The sequence below is a fragment of the Gallaecimonas sp. GXIMD4217 genome, from assembly GCF_038087665.1.
Classification (GTDB): Bacteria; Pseudomonadota; Gammaproteobacteria; order Enterobacterales; family Gallaecimonadaceae; genus Gallaecimonas.
In genome coordinates, this window is record NZ_CP149925.1 from 769,540 (window position 1) to 785,423 (window position 15,884).

Genomic DNA, 15,884 nt, shown 5'->3' on the forward strand with positions numbered 1-15,884 from the left:
CCGCCGGGTCGGGGACAAAAGCCGCTTTCAGGCGCTTTCGCTCTGCCTGGGTTGGCGCTGCTCCCGCAGGGACATATCCCACAGGTGCACCACATAGCGGTGGCCACTGCCTTGGGCCAGCTCGAGGCGGCGGATCCTGAGCTGACAGGGGAAGGGCTGGCCATCGGCCCGCCTCAGTCCCCCTTCCCAGCTGCATTGGCCCTGTTTTTCCAGGCGGGCCTGGAGGGGGGCCAGATCCAGCCGGCACTGCTCGGCCAGGCTGCTGGCATCGCTCTGCATCAGCTGGATATCCCCCATCACCAGGGCCCGGGCAAAGGCCGGGTTGTGCTGACGCAACAGGCCCTGATCGTCAAAGACGGCGATACCCTCGCGGCCATCGAAGGCACACTGCAGGAGCTGATAGTGCTCCTGCATTTCCACCTCACCGTCGGCCGGGCGGCTGCAGCCGTAGAGCCGTACCAGCCGGCCCCCTTCGACCTGGGCCGCCAGGGTGCTGTGCAGCCAGAAACGGGCGCCCTGGTCGTCCTGGCACTGGTAGGTGAGTTGCTGGGGGCCGCTTTCGTGCTTGAGGCGGTGCAGGGCCGCCATGAACTGGCGCCGGGTGGCCGTCGGCAGGCGGCGCAGCCAGTCCAGCAGGCTGACATGGGCATCGGGGGCGAAATGGAGCAGGGCCCGGTGCTGCTGGGACTGGTAGTAGAGGGGCTGATCGAAGCGGAAATCGAAGAAGCCTTCGCCGGCCACCTGGTGGAAGAGCTGCAGGCGTTTCTCCAGCTGGCGCAGGGCCTGGTTGCGGCGGTGGCATTCCTCGGCGGCCTCCTCCAGCTGAACCTGGCCACGGGCCAGCCGCTCTTCACAGAGGGCGATCAGGGCATTGAGATCCTGGGCCAGTTCGTTGGCCTCCTGGCTGCTGCCCTGCTCCAGGGGACGCCAGCTGCGGCCGCTGAGGTAGCCCTTCAGGGCCTTGCCCATGTCGGTGAGGGGGGCGCCAAGGTGGTGGCGTGACAGGTGCCGGGCCACCTTCAGGCCCAGCAGCAGGCTGACGATCAGGACGAAAGCGGTGCTCAGCAGCAGGTTGCGCCTGATCTGCACCAGGCCGTCCAGGTCATAGCTGGATGACAGCACCATGTAGTCGGAATTCTGGAAGCGGGTACGGGTGAGGGCGATGGGCTGGTAATGGAACAGCCGATCGCCCTGGTGCTGGCGGACGCTTGCGCCTTCCTGCAGCCTGGCCAACAGCGACTGGGGCAGGATGAAGTCGTTGCCGGCGAAGCGGAACACCTTGTCGTCCAGGATCAGGTGCAGGCCCAGATCCTGGAGTATGGCCTCGCCATCGAGCAGCTTTTCGAACAGGTCGCGAAACAGGAAATCGGCCAGATCGGCGCCATAGCGCTGACTGAGGTAGACCTTGAAATCCAGGTCGATCTCGATGATGTAGTCGGCACCTGGGGGGCTGAAGTAGGCGTATTTCTTGATGATGCCGGTCTGGTCGGAAATGCCGATGCGATCGGTGAACACCCGGCCACTGCCGTAGATGCCTTCCAGGTGGTCGGCCAGGGCGTCTGAGACATCGGCCAGGCGGAAGTGCAGATCCGGCGCGAAGTTGGTGTTCACCACCTGGGTGTCGCGGCGGATCACGTAGACATGGTGGAAGCCGAAGCGTTCGGCCAGCTCGGTCAGGCGTTTGGGGGGGATCTCGTGAAGGGGCTGGGGCTCGGCGAGCAGGGCGTCGGTGAGGGCCGGCAGATCCCGGGCGAAACGGGCGTTGAGTTCGGCCTCCATGCCGTCCATCAGGGCATCGAAGATGGCGAAGCGCTCACTGACCTGGCGCTCCGTCCTGGCCAGCTCGGCCTCCAGCTCCTTGTCCAGGTGGCCGTCCAGCAACTGGTAGCCGGCCAGGGCCTGCAACAGCACCGGCAGGGGGAACAGCAACAGGATGTAGAGGAGGAGGCGCTTTCCCAGCTGTGGCCGCCCGGACCTGGCCATGATCTTCCCTAAGTGAGCCTATTCACCTGAAAAGATTAGCCAAGAAGGGGCGGCCCCGCCCGTCAGCCGCGCTTCATGACCCGGGCTTTTTCCCGCTGCCAGTCCCTGTCCTTGATGTCGGCACGCTTGTCGTGGGACTTCTTGCCGGTGGCGATGCCGATGGAGGCCTTCACCCAGGCCCGGCTCCAGTACAGCTTGAGGGCGACCACCGTCTTGCCCTTTTGCTCCACCTGGCCGTAGAGGCGCTCCAGCTCGCGCTTGTTGAGCAGCAGCTTGCGGGTGCGGGTGGGATCGGCCACCACATGGGTGGAGGCGGCGCTCAGGGGCTGGATCTGGGCGCCGACCAGGAAGGCCTCGCCGTTTTTCAGGATCACATAGCTTTCGGAGATATTGCCCTTGCCGGCGCGCAGGGATTTGACTTCCCAGCCCTGCAGGCTCAGACCGGCCTCGAAGGTTTCTTCGATGAAGTAGTCGTGGCGGGCACGTTTGTTGAGGGCGATGGTGTTGTCGCCCCCTTTAAGCGCTTTCTTCTTGGTCATGGGGCGCATTATACGGATAAGGGAATCATTTGCATGGCATTTTGCCGTGGTGCCAGGCCTGGCGACAAGTGATAAAATGCGCCCCAAAGCCACTTCAGGAGCCGCCATGCCGGTGATCAGACGTCAGGCCGACGTACCTTATTCCCCAGCGCAGATGTATGCCCTGGTCAATGACGTGCCGTCTTATCCGGCCTTCCTGCCGGGCTGTGTGGCCACCCGGGTCTTGAACCGGAGCGACAAGGCCATGACCGCCACCGTCGAGGTGGCCAAGGGGCCCATCCGCAAGGCCTTTACCACCCGCAACAGCCTGGTGGCCGACGAGCGAATCGACATGGAGCTGGTCAACGGACCCTTCCGTTACCTCAGGGGCTGCTGGCACTTCCTGCCCAAGGGCGGCGGCTGCACGGTACAGCTGGAGCTGGATTTTGCCTTCAGCTCGCCGCTGGTGGCGATGGCCTTCGGCGGCATCTTCGAACAGCTCACCAAGGCCATGGTGGGCGCCTTCAGCCAAAGGGCCAGGGAGGTGTATGGTGACTGAGAAGCTGATCACCGTGGAAGTGGTGTTCGCGCTGCCGGACCGCCAGGCCCTGCTGGCCCTGAAGGTGGCCGAGGGGGCCAGGGTGCAGGAGGTCATCGAGCGCAGCGGCATCCTGGGCCGCTTTCCCGAGATAGACCTGGACAAGAACGATGTCGGGATCTGGTCCCGGGCCTGCAAGCTCAGCGACAAGGTCAGGGACGGCGACCGTATCGAGATCTACCGGCCACTGCTGGCCGATCCCAAGGAGGCCCGCCGCCGCCGGGCCGAGCGGGCCAAGGAGGAAGGCCGGGCCGACAAGACCACGGGAGGCCGCCCCAATCCCCTGCGGGCCAAGGACGACTAAAAAAAAACGCCGCCTCAACAGGCGGCGTTTCTTGTCGCGGAGCGGCTCAGTTGCCGGTGAAGCCGGTGGGCAGTTCGAAGTCCTCGCCTTCCAGGCTGAGCAGCTTGCCGCTGTCGTCGAAGCGGGCCTTGAGCTCCTTCTCGGTCAGCTTGCCCTTGCCGCTGCGAAAGGCGTACTTGTAGTACCAGGTGTTGGCGTCGAAGCTGTCCCTGAGCAGGGGCGTGCCCAGCACAAACTGTACCTGTTCCTTGGTCATGCCGGCCCTGAGCTTGTCGATCTGTTCCTGCTCCAGGTAGTTGCCCTGGGCCACGTCAATCTTGTAGATCAGGCCACAACCGCTCAGGGCCATGCCCAGTCCCAGTACCATCAACAGCTTGCGCATTCTTCTGTTCCGTCTCTTGTTGCGTTCTGCCGGGCAGTCTAACCCGGCCATGGTCATGCAGCAACAGAGCCCCTACAGGGACAAAAGTTCCCTGGCATTGGCGCGGCTGGCTTCGCTGATGGCATCGCCGCCCAGCAAACGGGCCAGCTCGGTGATGCGCTGCTCCTGATCCAGGGCCTGCATGAGGGTCTCGGTCTGGCCGGCCTTGGTTTCCTTCTGCACGAACATCTGCTGGTGGCCTTGGCCCGCCACCTGGGGCAGGTGGGTTACGCACATCACCTGGGTCTTTTCCCCCAGGCGGCGCAGCAGCTTGCCCACCACCAGGGCGGTGGGGCCTGAGATGCCCACGTCCACCTCGTCGAAGATCAGGGTGGGGGTGTTGCTCTGCTGGGCGGTCAGCACCTGCAGGGCCAGGCCGATGCGCGACAGCTCGCCGCCGGACACCACCTTGGCCATGGGGGCCAGGGGCTGGCCCGGGTTGGTGGTGACCTCGAAGCTGATCCTATCCAGGCCCAGGGGCGAGGGCGCGGCCTCCTGCTGGTGCTCGACCTTGATGGCAAATACCGCGTGGGGCAGGGCCAGCTCCCGCACCGCCGCCTGGGTGGCCTTGGCCAGGGCCTTGCCGTGTCGGATGCGGCTCTGGCTCAGCTTCAGGGCCTGCTGGTGGTAGTGCCCACGGCACTTTTCCAGCTCCGTTTCCAGTTCATCCAGGCGCTGGTGGTCATCGGACAGGGCCTTGAGCTCGTCGGCCAGCCGCTGGTGCTGTTCGGGCAGCCGGGCCGGTGGCACCTTGTGCTTGCGGGCCAGCTCGATGGCCTTGCCCATGCGTGACTCCAGCTCCTGGAAGCGCTCGGGGTCGATCTCCAGGCGCTGCTGGTAGCGCTCCAGCTCCGAGGCCGCCTCGTCCAGCTGTACCTGGGCCTCCAGCAGCAGATCCACCACGGGCGCCAGGGCCTCGTCGGTGTCCCTGAGCGGGTAAAGGCGGTCCAGCACCTGGCGCAGCAGATCGGCGGCATTGACCTCGTCGTTCTGGCTGAGCATGTCCAGGCACAGCCCGGAGCCCTGGATCAGGTTGGCGGCATTGGCCTGGCGATGGTGTTCTTCCTCTATCTGCTGGTATTCGCCCTCTTCCAGGGCGAACTGGTCCAGCTCCTCCACCTGGTATTCCAGCAGCTGGCGGCGGGCCTCGCGCTGGGCCTCGCTGGCGCGCAGGCCGTCAAGCTCTTCCTGGGTGGCCTTGAGGCTGCGCCAGCTCTGGCGTACCGCTTCCAGCAGCTCCTGGTGGCCGGCATAGCCGTCCAGCAGCTTGAGCTGGGTGTCGCTTTTCAGCAGGGCATGGTGGGCGTGCTGGCCGTGGATGTTCACCAGCAGGGCGCCCAGCTGCTTGAGCTGGGATACCGGCACCGGCTGGCCGTTGATATAGGCCCGGGAGCGGCCCTCGCTGGTGACGGTGCGGCGGATGATACAGTCGTCTTCCTCATCCAGCTCCTGGCCTTGCAGCCAGGCCCTGGCCTGGGGCAGGGCGGCCAGCGAGAAGCGGGCCGAGACCTCGGCCTTGTCGGCGCCTGGCCTGACCATGGCGCCTTCGGCCCTGTCGCCCAGGCAAAGCCCCAGGGCGTCTATGGCGATGGACTTACCGGCACCGGTTTCACCCGTGATGCTGGTCAAGCCGCCGTGGAAATCCAGTTCCAGGAAACGGACGATGGCAAAGTTGCTGACGGTGAGCTGTGTGAGCATGGCCAAGCCTCGATACTGTATTGGCATCCAGTATAGGCTGTTTTTTTATACAGTAAAGAGGCCGTTGTCAAAAAAGCCTGGAGCTCCAGCCCAGCTTGCTGCGCAGCACGTGGTAGTAGTCGTAGCCGGGCGGGTGGATCAGCTTCAGGGGCAGGGCGCTCTTCTGGATCCGCACCTCGTCGCCGCTGTGCACCGACAGCGAGATCTGGCCGTCGCAGGACAGTTGCAACTCCTCGGTCTCGGAGGTCACCACCAGGGTGATCAGGCTGTTGCCCTCCACCACTATGGGCCGGCTGGACAGGGTATGGGGGAACATGGGCACCAGCACTATGGCGTCCATCCTGGGGTGGATGATGGGGCCGCCGCTGGACAGGGAATAGGCGGTGGAGCCGGTGGGGGTGGAGACGATCAGGCCGTCGGAACGCTGGGAATAGACGAACTGCTCGTCGATGCTGACCGAGAACTCGATCATGTGCGCCACCTTGCCCGGGTGCAGTACCACTTCGTTGACGGCGCTGTTGGAGGCCTGGATCCGGCCGTGGCGGCGCACCTCCGCCTCCAGCAGGAAGCGGTGCTCGGTCTGGTACTTGCCGGCCAGCACCTCGGCCAGGGGGGCCTGGAAGTTGTCGGGATCCAGATCGGTCAAGAAGCCCAGGTTGCCGCGGTTGACGCCGATCACCGCCACCTTGTAGCGGGCCAGCACCCGGGCCGCCCCCAGCATGTTGCCGTCGCCGCCCACCACTATGGCCAGGTCCGCCTCGCGGCCTATGGCCACCAGATCCCGGATGTGGTCGGAGTCGATATCCAGCTGCTCGGCGGTCTTCTGCTCCACCAGCAGGTTGTAGCCCTGGTCCCTCAGGAAGCCGTACAGGGCGGTCAGGGTCTGGTTGGCGCCGTCGTGGTGGGGTTTGCCGATCAGGGCGATGGTCTCGAAGGGGCGTTTCATGGGCAGCTTCCATGGCATTCTCCCTGGCAGTATACCCGCCAATGGCAGGCCTTGAAACTGGCCGGGGCGCCCCCATAATAGGCAGCATTCAGCCGTACCTTGGAGACAGATTGATGACCGACAAGCAGAAGGTCGAAGAACAGGAAGCCCAACTGAACACCGAGCAGGACGTTCAGGAAACCGAGTCCCACACCGAGATGGACGTGGATCTGGCCGCCGATGTGGCCCGCCTGGAGGCGGAAGTGCAGGCCCAGAACGAGGAAATGCTGCGTGCCCGCGCCGAGGTGGAGAACATCCGCCGCCGCGCCGCCCAGGACGTGGAAAAGGCCCACAAGTTCGCCCTGGAGAAATTCGCCGCCGACCTGCTGCCGGTGATCGATTCCCTGGAGCGGGCCCTGGAACTGTCCAGCAAGGAAGACGAGGCCGGCAAGGCCATGGTCGAAGGCCTGGAGCTGACCCTGAAATCCTTCCTGGATACCGTCCAGAAGTATGGCGTCGAGCAGATCGATCCCGCCGGCCAACCCTTCAACCCGGAGCTGCACCAGGCCATGGCCATGCAGCCGAGCGAAGAGCACCCGGCCAACACCGTCATCGCCGTGATGCAGAAGGGCTACAGCCTCAACGGCCGCCTGGTGCGCCCGGCCATGGTCATGGTCAGCCAGGGCTGAGCCGGCCCATTGGCGAAAAACCCGGCAAACGCCGGGTTTTTTTCATTTTTGGCCCTTGAAATGCCCTGGGGGTCACCCCATCTAGCAAGGCAAAGGCAATTCGGCTCAGGGGCTTGAAAACCCCAAAAGCGCCCTCATATGAGCCGATAAGAGTCCAAACCAGAGAATTTTGGAGACGTAACATGGGTAAGATCATCGGTATTGACCTGGGTACCACCAACTCCTGTGTGGCCATCATGGATGGCGACAAGGCGCGCGTTATCGAAAATGCCGAGGGTGCCCGCACCACCCCTTCCATCATCGCCTATACGGAAGAAGGTGAGACCCTGGTTGGCCAGTCCGCCAAGCGCCAGGCCGTGACCAATCCCAAGAACACCCTGTTCGCCATCAAGCGCCTGATCGGCCGCCGCTTCACCGACGAAGAAGTGCAGCGCGACGTGAAGATCATGCCGTTCTCCATCATCCAGGCCGACAACGGCGACGCCTGGGTCGAAGCCAAGGGCAACAAGCTGGCGCCGCCGCAGATCTCCGCCGAAGTGCTGAAGAAGATGAAGAAGTCCGCCGAGGACTACCTGGGCGAGCCCGTGACCGCAGCCGTCATCACGGTGCCGGCCTACTTCAACGACGCCCAGCGCCAGGCCACCAAGGATGCCGGCAAGATCGCCGGTCTCGAGGTCAAGCGCATCATCAACGAGCCTACCGCCGCGGCCCTGGCCTACGGCCTGGACAAGAAGAAGGGCGACCAGAAGATCGCCGTCTACGATCTCGGTGGCGGTACCTTCGACATCTCCATCATCGAAATCGACGAGATGGACGGCGAGCACACCTTCGAGGTGCTGGCCACCAATGGTGACACCCACCTGGGTGGTGAGGACTTCGACAACCGCCTGATCAACTACCTGGTTGACGAGTTCAAGAAGGAGCAGGGCGTTGACCTGACCAACGACCAGCTGGCCCTACAGCGCCTCAAGGAAGCCGCCGAGAAGGCCAAGTGCGAGCTGTCTTCCGCCCAGCAGACCGACGTCAACCTGCCGTACATCACCGCCGACGCCAGCGGTCCCAAGCACATGAACATCAAGGTGACCCGCTCCAAGCTGGAATCCCTGGTGGAAGATCTGGTCGTGCGCTCCATGGAGCCCTGCAAGGTGGCCCTGGCTGATGCCGGCCTGAGCGCCTCCGACATCGACGAGGTGATCCTGGTCGGTGGCCAGACCCGCATGCCCATGGTGCAGCAGGCCGTGACCGACTTCTTCGGCAAGGAGCCCCGCAAGGACGTCAACCCCGACGAAGCCGTGGCCGCCGGTGCCGCCGTACAGGGCGGCGTCCTGGCCGGTGACGTCAAGGACGTGCTGCTGCTGGACGTGACCCCGCTGTCCCTGGGGATCGAAACCATGGGTGGCGTGATGACCAAGCTCATCGAGAAGAACACCACCATCCCCACCAAGCAGAGCCAGGTGTTCTCCACCGCCGAGGACAACCAGTCCGCGGTGACCGTGCACGTGCTGCAGGGTGAGCGCAAGCGCAGCGCCGACAACAAGTCCCTGGGCCAGTTCAACCTGGAAGGCATTCAGCCCGCCCCGCGCGGCATGCCCCAGATCGAGGTGACCTTCGACATCGACGCCGACGGCATCCTGCACGTGTCCGCCAAGGACAAGAACACCGGCCAGGAACAGAAGATCACCATCAAGGCCAACTCCGGCCTGTCCGACGAGGAAGTCGAAAAGATGGTGCGCGACGCCGAGGCCCATGCCGCCGAGGACAAGAAATTCGAGGAGCTGGTGGCCACCCGCAACCAGGCCGACGCCCTGCTGCACGGTACCCGCAAGCAGGTCGAGGAAGCCGGCGAGGCCCTGGGCGAGGACGACAAGCAGAAGATCGAAGCCGCGGCCAGCGAGCTGGAAACCGCCCTCAAGGGCGACGACAAGGCCGAGATCGAAGCCAAGCAGCTGGCCCTGATCGAAGCCTCCGGCAAGCTGATGGAAATCCTGCAGCAGAAGATGCAGCAGGAGCAGGCCGCAGGCTCTGCCGAGCAGGCCGACCAGCAGCAGGGTGGTGACGACGTGGTCGACGCCGAGTTCGAAGAGGTCAAAGACGACAAGAAGTAAGAGGGCAACCTCTTAGGTTGGGGCGCCCTCGGCGCCCCTTGGTCGTTTAACCGGATAGGACACTATGTCGAAGCGCGATTTATACGAAGTACTGGGCGTGGACAAGGGCGCCGACGAGCGCACCATCAAGCGCGCCTACAAGAAGCTCGCCATGAAGTACCACCCGGACCGCAACCCGGGTGACGCCGAGGCCGAGGCCACCTTCAAGGAGGTCAAGGCCGCCTATGAGGTGCTCACCGATCCCGACAAGAAGGCTGCCTACGACCGCTACGGCCATGCCGGCATCGATCCCAACATGGGCGGTGGCGCCGGTGGCTTCGGCGGTGGTGCCGACTTCAACGACATCTTCGGCGACGTCTTCGGCGACATCTTTGGTGGCGGCCGCCGCGGTGGTGGCCATCGCCAGGCCCGTGGCGCCGACCTGCGCTACAACATGGAGCTGAGCCTGGAGGAGGCCGTCAAGGGCGTCTCCAAGGAGATCAAGGTGCCCACCTATGTGCACTGCGATACCTGCGACGGCTCCGGCGCCAAGCCCGGCACCAGCGCCACCACCTGTGGCACCTGCCACGGCCAGGGTCAGGTGCAGATGCGCCAGGGCTTCTTTGCGGTGCAGCAGACCTGTCCGGTCTGTCACGGCAAGGGCAAGACCATAGACGAGCCCTGCAGCGACTGCCACGGCCAGGGCCGCAAGCAGAAGACCAAGACCCTCAACGTCAAGATCCCCGCCGGGGTGGACACCGGCGACCGCATCCGCCTGGGCGGCGAAGGGGAAGCGGGCCAGTTCGGCGCCCCCGCCGGCGATCTCTATGTGCAGGTGCACGTCAAGGACCACCCGATCTTCGTCCGCGACGGCAACAACCTCTACTGCGAGGTGCCGATCAGCTTCACCACCGCCGCCCTGGGTGGCGAGATCGAGGTGCCGACCCTGGACGGCCGGGTCAAGCTGAAGATCCAGCCGGAGACCCAGACCGGCCGCATGTTCCGCCTGCGCGGCAAGGGCGTGCAGTCGGTGCGCAGCGGCGCCCTGGGCGATCTGCTGGTCAAGGTGGTGGTCGAGACCCCGGTCAAGCTCACCGACGAGCAGCGCGAGCTGCTGGAGAAGTTGGAGCAGAGCCTCACCGGTGAATCCGCCAAGCGCCACAAGCCCAAGGCGGAAGGCTTCTTCGACGGCGTGAAACGCTTCTTCGACGACCTGTCCAGCTGAGGCTGACGGAATGAAAAAGGCGCCCTCTTGGGCGCCTTTTTTATGTGGCCAGCTCTGTCAGAGCCTGGCCAGGGTCTCCAGGAAGCGGTCCGCCTTCTGGAAGCCGGTTACCCGCAGCGTCTTCAGCTCCTGGCCCTGGCCGTCGAAGAACAGCAGGGTGGGCAGGCCCAGCACCTGATAGTGGTTCATCATTTCGATGTCCTGCTCGGTGTTGTCGGTGACGTCGGTCTGCACCAGCACCATGTCCTTGAAGCGGGCCTGCACCCTGGGGTCGGTGAAGGTGTACTTCTCGAATTCCTTGCAGGCCACGCACCAGTCGGCATAGAAGTCCACCATCACCGGCTTGCCCTGGGCACTGGCGGCGGCGATCACCTGCTGCATCTCGGCCAGGTTGCGGACCTTCTGGAACTGGCCGTGTTGCTCGGCCTGCTGCACGGCGGCAGGGGGGAACAGGGTGCGGTAGCCCAGCACGGCGCCGCTGAACAGGCCCAGGAAGATCGCCAGGGTGCGGGCCCCCTTCCAGAAGCCGCCCCGGCTGGTGCTGTTGGCCTGGGCCAGGTAGCTGAAGGCGACCAGCAGCAGCGCCGCCCACAGCAGGTTTTCGCTCCACTCGGGGAGCAGCCGGCCCAGCAGCAGCACCGGCACCGCCAGCAGCATGAAGCCGAACAGGTGCTTGATGGTCTCCATCCAGGCGCCGGCCCTTGGCAGCAGCTTGCCGCCGGAGGTGCCCAGCAGCAGCAGCGGCAGGCCCATGCCCATGGACAGGGCATAGAGGGCCAGGCCGCCCAGCACCATGTCGCCGCTCTGGGCCACATAGAGCAGGGCGCCGGTCAAAGGCGCCGTGGTACAGGGGCTGGCCACCAGGCCGGAGATCACCCCCATCACCAGCACGCCGGCCATGGAGCCGCCCTTTTGCTTGTTGGAGATGGCGTTGAGGCGTTCCTGGAGGCCGGAGGGCAGCTGCAGGTTGAACAGGCCGAACATGGCCGCCGCCAGCACCACGAACAGCAGCGACAGCGCCACCAGTATGGCCGGGTGCTGGAAGGCGGCCTGGACCTGGGCGCCGGCGCTGGCCACCACCAGGCCAAGGGCGGTATAGGTGATGGCCATGCCCTGCACGTAGAGGAAGGAGAGGCTGAAGGCCCGGCCGGTGCTCAGCTTGCTGCCGGCCCCGGCGATGATGCCGGTGAGTATGGGGTACATGGGGAAGACACAGGGGGTGAAGGCGATCAGCAGGCCGGCGCCGAAGAAGGCGGCCAGGGTCAGGGCCAGGCTGGAGCCGGCCAGCATGCCGGCCAGGCGATCCTGCTCGCTCTGGGCGGCGCCGGAGGATTGGCCGGCGGCCGGTGCCGTGACGGTCATGGCCACCGGAGCTACGGGCAGGATTTCGGACTCTTCGCTCTGCAGCAGCGGGTTGGCCAGCAGCGGGTTGGCGGCCTGGACCGGCGGCAGCGGGCCCAGCAACAACAGCAATGTGATCCAGAGTGCTTTCATGGTGGTGTTTCCTCTTGCAGCCGGCTCGGGCAAACCGGCAGTGCCAGGACCTCCGGTGTCTCATGGGGATACGGCTCGACGATGAGCTGCTCCCGGGATCGGCCAGACGCCTTGAGGTGGCTGGCCCATCGAGCTTTGCTTCTTTCCACCGCTTCGGGCTTGGTGAGGCGACAGCGGCGAAGGGCCCTGATGCCCATGGTCCAGGCAGAGCCCCGCCTTGGCGGGGCTCTGCCTGGCAAAGGCGGTCAGGGCAGGGTGCGACTGGCGGGGGGGTAGCAAAGGCCGGCGTCGGCGCAGCCCCTGAAGCGCACCTTCAGCTGCAGATCCCGGGCCAGGGGCACCTTGAGGCGCAGCTGCCGGCGGTAGATGCGGCTGGTGCCGAAGTAAGGGTCTTGGTGAGTCAGGGCCTCGGGGTAGCTAATGGCCAGGGGCCGGCCCCCGGCGCTCAGCTGGAGCTGATCCTGGTAGAGGTAGTAGCCATCGGCGATGTCCCAGGTCAGCACCAGCTGGTCGCCGTCGCGCTTGCTGCTCAGGGCAAAGGCCTTATCCACCGGCAGGAAATCCGGCTTGGCGGCGCTCAGCTGCTTGACCAGGGCCGCCCGGTCGTCAAAGTCGGTGATCCTGGCCAGCACCTGGCCGTCCTTGACCCAGAGCAGGGTGGGGATGTCGCGGATGGCGAAGTGGTGGAACAGCAGGCCCATCTCGTCTATCTGGATGGGCTGGCGCAGCTGGTACTTGTCCCTGAATTCCTGCACCGCCGCCTGGTCCGTCCAAAGGTGGTTGACCAGCACCTGCCAGGGGCGGTTGGGCAGGGCCGCCGTCAGGGCGTTGAGGCCTTGCTGGGCCCGGGTGCAGCGCTGGGCCATGGCTGGCCTGCTGTCCGCCAGGTACCAGTCGCACCAGGTGGCGGTAAAGAACAGCAGCTTTTCCCCTTGCAGCCAGGGGGCCAGCTGCTGGCTGGCCTGGCCGTGATCCAGGCCGGCGGTGGCCAGGGACGGCTGGGCCTTGCCCTCGGCCAGCAACGCCAGCTGGCGATCCAGCTCGGCGTCGGCCTCGTGGGTGCTGTAGACCACCTGGCCCTGGGCATTGATCAGCACATGATAGGGGGTGCCCACCAGCCCCAGGGCGACGCCCAGGGCCCCTTCATTGTCGAGCCAGATGGGAATATGGAGCCCATAGCGTTCCACCACCTTGTCGATGGCGTCCCTGGACTCGTTGATGTTGATGTTCAGGGCCAGTACGTTGAGCTTGTCCTGGTAGCGCTGGTAGGCGTGCTCGAAGTGCGGCATCTGCTCCAGGCAGGGCTGGCACCAGCTGGCCCAGAACTTCAGGTAAAGGGGCTTGCCCTGGGGCAGGCTGGCCAGGGTCACGGGGGCCTGGTCGTTGAAGCGCTTGAGGGGGATATGCCGGTAGGCGTTGTCCTGGGCCAGGGCCGCTGCACTGCACAGCAGGCAGAGGGCGGTCAGGAGGCGTTGCCAGATCACCATGGGAATGTCCTCGTTTCGGTTTGGGATGACCGAAGGATCGCATTTATATTGGTACCCTGAGAGTGCCAATGAAGGATAATTTCATGGATCCAGTTTTTGGCCTGAATCTGCACCTGGACCGCCAGGGGCCCGAACCGCTGCGGGTGCAGCTGCAGCGGCAGCTGAGCCAGGCCATCTTCGAGGGGCGCCTCAAGGCCGGCACCCTGCTGCCCTCCAGCCGCCAGCTGGCGGCACGGCTGGGCGTGTCGCGCAATACGGTGATGCAGGTCTACGAGCAGCTGGCCAGCGAGGGGCTGCTGCGCACCAAGCCTGGCAGCGGCACCCAGGTCAACGACCTGGCCCTGCCGCCCAGCCAGGAGCCGGGGCGGCCCGAGGCGGGCCACTGGCTCAAGGGGCTCTGGAGCGGGCTGCCCCTGTTCGCGCCGCCGGCAGCGCCGCTGCGTTACGACTTTGCCCTGGGGGCCGCCGATCTGTCCCGCTTTCCCTTCGACCACTGGCGCCGTTGCCAGGCCAGGGCCCTGCGCCAGTTCGAAACCCAGGGCCTGGAGATGGACTGGGCCGGTTACCCGCCCCTGCGCACCCTTATCGCCTCTTTCGTGTCCCAGTCCAGGGCCGTGTCCTGCACCCCGGGGCAGGTGCTGGTGTGCAGCGGCGCCCAGCAGGGCTTCAGCCTGATCGGCGGCTGCCTTATCGAGCCGGGCCGCACCCTGGTGGCCATGGAGTCTCCCGGCTATCCCATGGCCCGCCGGGCCTTCCTGGCGGCAGGGGCCAGGGTGGTGGAGGTACCGGTAGACGACCAGGGCCTGGTGGTGGAGGCCCTGCCCGAGGGGGTTGATCTGGTCTATGTCACCCCTTCCCACCAGTTCCCCACCACGGTCGCCATGTCGGCGAGCCGCCGCCTGGCCCTGCTGCAAAAGGCCAGGCAGCAGGATTTTTTGATCATCGAAGACGACTACGATGCCGAGTTCCAACTGAGCGGCCAGCCCATAGACGCCTTGCAGACCCTGGATAAGGACGGCCGGGTGCTCTACGTCGGCACCTTTTCCAAGTGCATGTTCGGGGATCTGCGGCTGGGCTTTCTGATCGTGCCGGACTGGCTGGTGCAGCCTCTGGTGCTGGCCCGCCAGGCGGCGGATCTGCACAGCCCCCTGGTGGCCCAGGCGGCCCTGGCCGATTTTATCCGCCAGGGGGCCCTGAGGCGTCATATCAGGGCCATGAATCGTCTCTACCGGGCCAAGCACCAGGCGGTGTGTCGGGCCCTGGCCGACTGCCCCTGGCTTGCCCCCGTGCCCTTGCTGGCCGGGGTGCACATGGCGCTGCTGGCCGAGCCCGGGCTGGATCTGGACGCCCTGGTGGCCAGGGCCAGGCAAGCGGGAGTCAATGTCAGCCACAGCGGGCCTTTCGGCCTGGCCCAAGGGGCTCGCCCCCGCCACCTGTTGCTGGGCCTTGGCCCCATCGCCCTGGAGGACATCGACGAGGCCATGGCCCTGCTCAAGGCCGCCCTGGCCGAAGAGTTGTGATGAGCCTTTATTCGCGGCAGGGCCCGGCCTGGTAGATCAGGTATTCCCCGGGCGGCCTGGGCAGCACGGTGCCTTTGGCGGCCATCTCCGCCCTCAGCTCGGCGGCCAGCCTGGCCGCCAGTTTCTCGACCTCGGCCGCCAGCTCGGCATCTGGGGCCATGGCGAACAGCTGGTGCAGCTCGGGGACCAGCACCTGGCGCAGCCTGTCGTAGGCGAGCTGCCGGCGTTTGGCCTCGGCCAGTGCGGCGACGTCGTGTGGGTTTGTCGCCTTCAGCAGCAGGTGGCGGTAGTAATGGTTGAAGGCGATCTCGCCCAGGGCCTCCACCCGGCCCAGGGCGGCGGCGCGCAGCAGCAGTTCATTGCTCCGGCTGAAGCGCTCGGCGTCAATCCCCTTTTCCACGACCATGCTGAAGGCGTCATCGGCGTACACCGCCAGCAGCGGCTGAGGCAGCGCCTTGCCGAAGGCCTGCCAGCGGCGGAGCAGTCCCAGGGTCTGTAGGGCGTCCGGGTCGTCCTGCTCGGCCAGGGCTTCGATGGTTTCCAGGCTGAAGCCAAAGTGGGGGTGCTGCTCGTAGAGCCGTTGGTCGCTGCCCGCCACCCTGGCCGGCAGGTAGAGGCCCAGCTGCCACAGCCAGTCCTCGATGACGGCCCTGTTGGCGGGCACGGCCAGGAAGGCCCGGTACTGCTCCGCCGGCAGGCAGGAAGGCTTGCCCACCGGCTGCCCTTCGCCCTGTTCAGGGGCTTGTTGCACCTCCACCGGGGAGGCCTCCTGGCTCTCGGCTGGTGCCACTGCCTGCTCCTTGGGGCCGTCATCGCCGGTGCGCCAGGTGAGCAGCAGCGGCAGGGCGGCCAGGGCCAGCAGGGCCAGCAGCAGGTAGTGGCGGCTTTTGAAGGACATGGCTTACCTGGATGTTGTCGGGCTGATCCCATTGTCGGGG

At 65.6% G+C, this 15,884-nt stretch carries 14 protein-coding genes; 6 read left to right on the top strand and 8 right to left on the bottom strand.

What is annotated here, in order from left to right; all coding sequences use genetic code 11:
• Positions 1-27: 27 nt before the first annotated feature.
• Positions 28-1,983 carry a hypothetical protein gene (locus WDB71_RS03840; protein WP_341503317.1) on the bottom strand — a complete coding sequence of 652 codons (1,956 nt, stop codon included), beginning with the start codon at positions 1,981-1,983 and terminating at the stop codon, positions 28-30.
• Between the two features lie 62 nt (positions 1,984-2,045).
• Entirely contained in the window at positions 2,046-2,522 is a 477-nt protein-coding gene (gene smpB / locus WDB71_RS03845; RefSeq protein WP_341503318.1) for an SsrA-binding protein SmpB, read from the bottom strand.
• A 106-nt stretch (positions 2,523-2,628) separates the two neighbouring features.
• Between smpB and WDB71_RS03850 the strand changes: the two genes are divergently transcribed.
• Both WDB71_RS03850 and WDB71_RS03855 read left to right on the top strand, forming a co-directional pair.
• Entirely contained in the window at positions 2,629-3,060 is a 432-nt protein-coding gene (locus tag WDB71_RS03850) for a type II toxin-antitoxin system RatA family toxin (RefSeq protein ID WP_341503319.1), read from the top strand.
• Positions 3,050-3,403, top strand: a complete 354-nt coding sequence (locus tag WDB71_RS03855) for an RnfH family protein (protein WP_341503320.1) — start codon at positions 3,050-3,052, stop codon at positions 3,401-3,403. Before WDB71_RS03850 ends, WDB71_RS03855 begins: the two co-directional genes overlap by 11 nt.
• Before the next feature lie 46 nt (positions 3,404-3,449).
• Here the strand turns inward: WDB71_RS03855 and bamE are convergent, their stop codons facing one another.
• The 3 genes from bamE to nadK form a co-directional block, all read right to left on the bottom strand.
• Positions 3,450-3,785 carry an outer membrane protein assembly factor BamE gene (gene bamE, locus WDB71_RS03860; protein WP_341503321.1) on the bottom strand — a complete coding sequence of 112 codons (336 nt, stop codon included), beginning with the start codon at positions 3,783-3,785 and terminating at the stop codon, positions 3,450-3,452.
• A 72-nt stretch (positions 3,786-3,857) separates the two neighbouring features.
• Positions 3,858-5,522, bottom strand: a complete 1,665-nt coding sequence (gene recN / locus WDB71_RS03865; protein ID WP_341503322.1) for a DNA repair protein RecN — start codon at positions 5,520-5,522, stop codon at positions 3,858-3,860.
• Positions 5,523-5,589: 67 nt separating this feature from the next.
• Complete coding sequence (nadK, locus tag WDB71_RS03870) at positions 5,590-6,468, bottom strand: NAD(+) kinase (protein WP_341503323.1); 879 nt, start codon at positions 6,466-6,468, stop codon at positions 5,590-5,592.
• A gap of 113 nt (positions 6,469-6,581) precedes the next feature.
• Here nadK and grpE point away from each other — a divergent pair, with 113 nt between their 5' ends.
• The 3 genes from grpE (at position 6,582) to dnaJ (ending at position 10,445) form a co-directional block, all read left to right on the top strand.
• Positions 6,582-7,136: a nucleotide exchange factor GrpE gene (grpE, locus tag WDB71_RS03875; protein ID WP_341503324.1), complete on the top strand. Its 555-nt coding sequence runs from the start codon at positions 6,582-6,584 to the stop codon at positions 7,134-7,136.
• A gap of 182 nt (positions 7,137-7,318) precedes the next feature.
• A complete protein-coding gene (gene dnaK / locus WDB71_RS03880; RefSeq protein WP_341503325.1) occupies positions 7,319-9,241 on the top strand; it encodes a molecular chaperone DnaK in 1,923 nt (640 codons plus the stop codon).
• Between the two features lie 64 nt (positions 9,242-9,305).
• Positions 9,306-10,445 carry a molecular chaperone DnaJ gene (dnaJ, locus tag WDB71_RS03885; RefSeq protein WP_341503326.1) on the top strand — a complete coding sequence of 380 codons (1,140 nt, stop codon included), beginning with the start codon at positions 9,306-9,308 and terminating at the stop codon, positions 10,443-10,445.
• Between the two features lie 57 nt (positions 10,446-10,502).
• Here the strand turns inward: dnaJ and dsbD are convergent, their stop codons facing one another.
• Positions 10,503-11,939: a protein-disulfide reductase DsbD gene (gene dsbD, locus WDB71_RS03890; protein WP_341503327.1), complete on the bottom strand. Its 1,437-nt coding sequence runs from the start codon at positions 11,937-11,939 to the stop codon at positions 10,503-10,505.
• Between the two features lie 245 nt (positions 11,940-12,184).
• Complete coding sequence (locus WDB71_RS03895) at positions 12,185-13,426, bottom strand: protein-disulfide reductase DsbD domain-containing protein (RefSeq protein WP_341503329.1); 1,242 nt, start codon at positions 13,424-13,426, stop codon at positions 12,185-12,187.
• A gap of 83 nt (positions 13,427-13,509) precedes the next feature.
• On the opposite strand from WDB71_RS03895, the gene WDB71_RS03900 reads away from it, so the two are divergent.
• A complete protein-coding gene (locus WDB71_RS03900) occupies positions 13,510-14,946 on the top strand; it encodes a PLP-dependent aminotransferase family protein (RefSeq protein ID WP_341503330.1) in 1,437 nt (478 codons plus the stop codon).
• 7 nt (positions 14,947-14,953) lie between these two features.
• Here the strand turns inward: WDB71_RS03900 and WDB71_RS03905 are convergent, their stop codons facing one another.
• Complete coding sequence (locus WDB71_RS03905; RefSeq protein WP_341503331.1) at positions 14,954-15,844, bottom strand: hypothetical protein; 891 nt, start codon at positions 15,842-15,844, stop codon at positions 14,954-14,956.
• Positions 15,845-15,884: the final 40 nt, after the last annotated feature.

Bases quoted from the DNA above. Each gene is read 5' to 3' on its own strand.
- smpB (WP_341503318.1), bottom strand. From the start codon at position 2,522: ATGACCAAGAAGAAAGCGCTTAAAGGGGGCGACAACACCATCGCCCTC.
- bamE (WP_341503321.1), bottom strand. From the start codon at position 3,785: ATGCGCAAGCTGTTGATGGTACTGGGACTGGGCATGGCCCTGAGCGGT.
- grpE (WP_341503324.1), top strand. From the start codon at position 6,582: ATGACCGACAAGCAGAAGGTCGAAGAACAGGAAGCCCAACTGAACACC.
- WDB71_RS03855 (WP_341503320.1), top strand. From the start codon at position 3,050: ATGGTGACTGAGAAGCTGATCACCGTGGAAGTGGTGTTCGCGCTGCCG.
- WDB71_RS03895 (WP_341503329.1), bottom strand. From the start codon at position 13,426: ATGGTGATCTGGCAACGCCTCCTGACCGCCCTCTGCCTGCTGTGCAGT.
- recN (WP_341503322.1), bottom strand. From the start codon at position 5,522: ATGCTCACACAGCTCACCGTCAGCAACTTTGCCATCGTCCGTTTCCTG.
- WDB71_RS03850 (WP_341503319.1), top strand. From the start codon at position 2,629: ATGCCGGTGATCAGACGTCAGGCCGACGTACCTTATTCCCCAGCGCAG.
- dsbD (WP_341503327.1), bottom strand. From the start codon at position 11,939: ATGAAAGCACTCTGGATCACATTGCTGTTGTTGCTGGGCCCGCTGCCG.
- WDB71_RS03900 (WP_341503330.1), top strand. From the start codon at position 13,510: ATGGATCCAGTTTTTGGCCTGAATCTGCACCTGGACCGCCAGGGGCCC.
- WDB71_RS03840 (WP_341503317.1), bottom strand. From the start codon at position 1,983: ATGGCCAGGTCCGGGCGGCCACAGCTGGGAAAGCGCCTCCTCCTCTAC.
- nadK (WP_341503323.1), bottom strand. From the start codon at position 6,468: ATGAAACGCCCCTTCGAGACCATCGCCCTGATCGGCAAACCCCACCAC.
- dnaJ (WP_341503326.1), top strand. From the start codon at position 9,306: ATGTCGAAGCGCGATTTATACGAAGTACTGGGCGTGGACAAGGGCGCC.
- dnaK (WP_341503325.1), top strand. From the start codon at position 7,319: ATGGGTAAGATCATCGGTATTGACCTGGGTACCACCAACTCCTGTGTG.
- WDB71_RS03905 (WP_341503331.1), bottom strand. From the start codon at position 15,844: ATGTCCTTCAAAAGCCGCCACTACCTGCTGCTGGCCCTGCTGGCCCTG.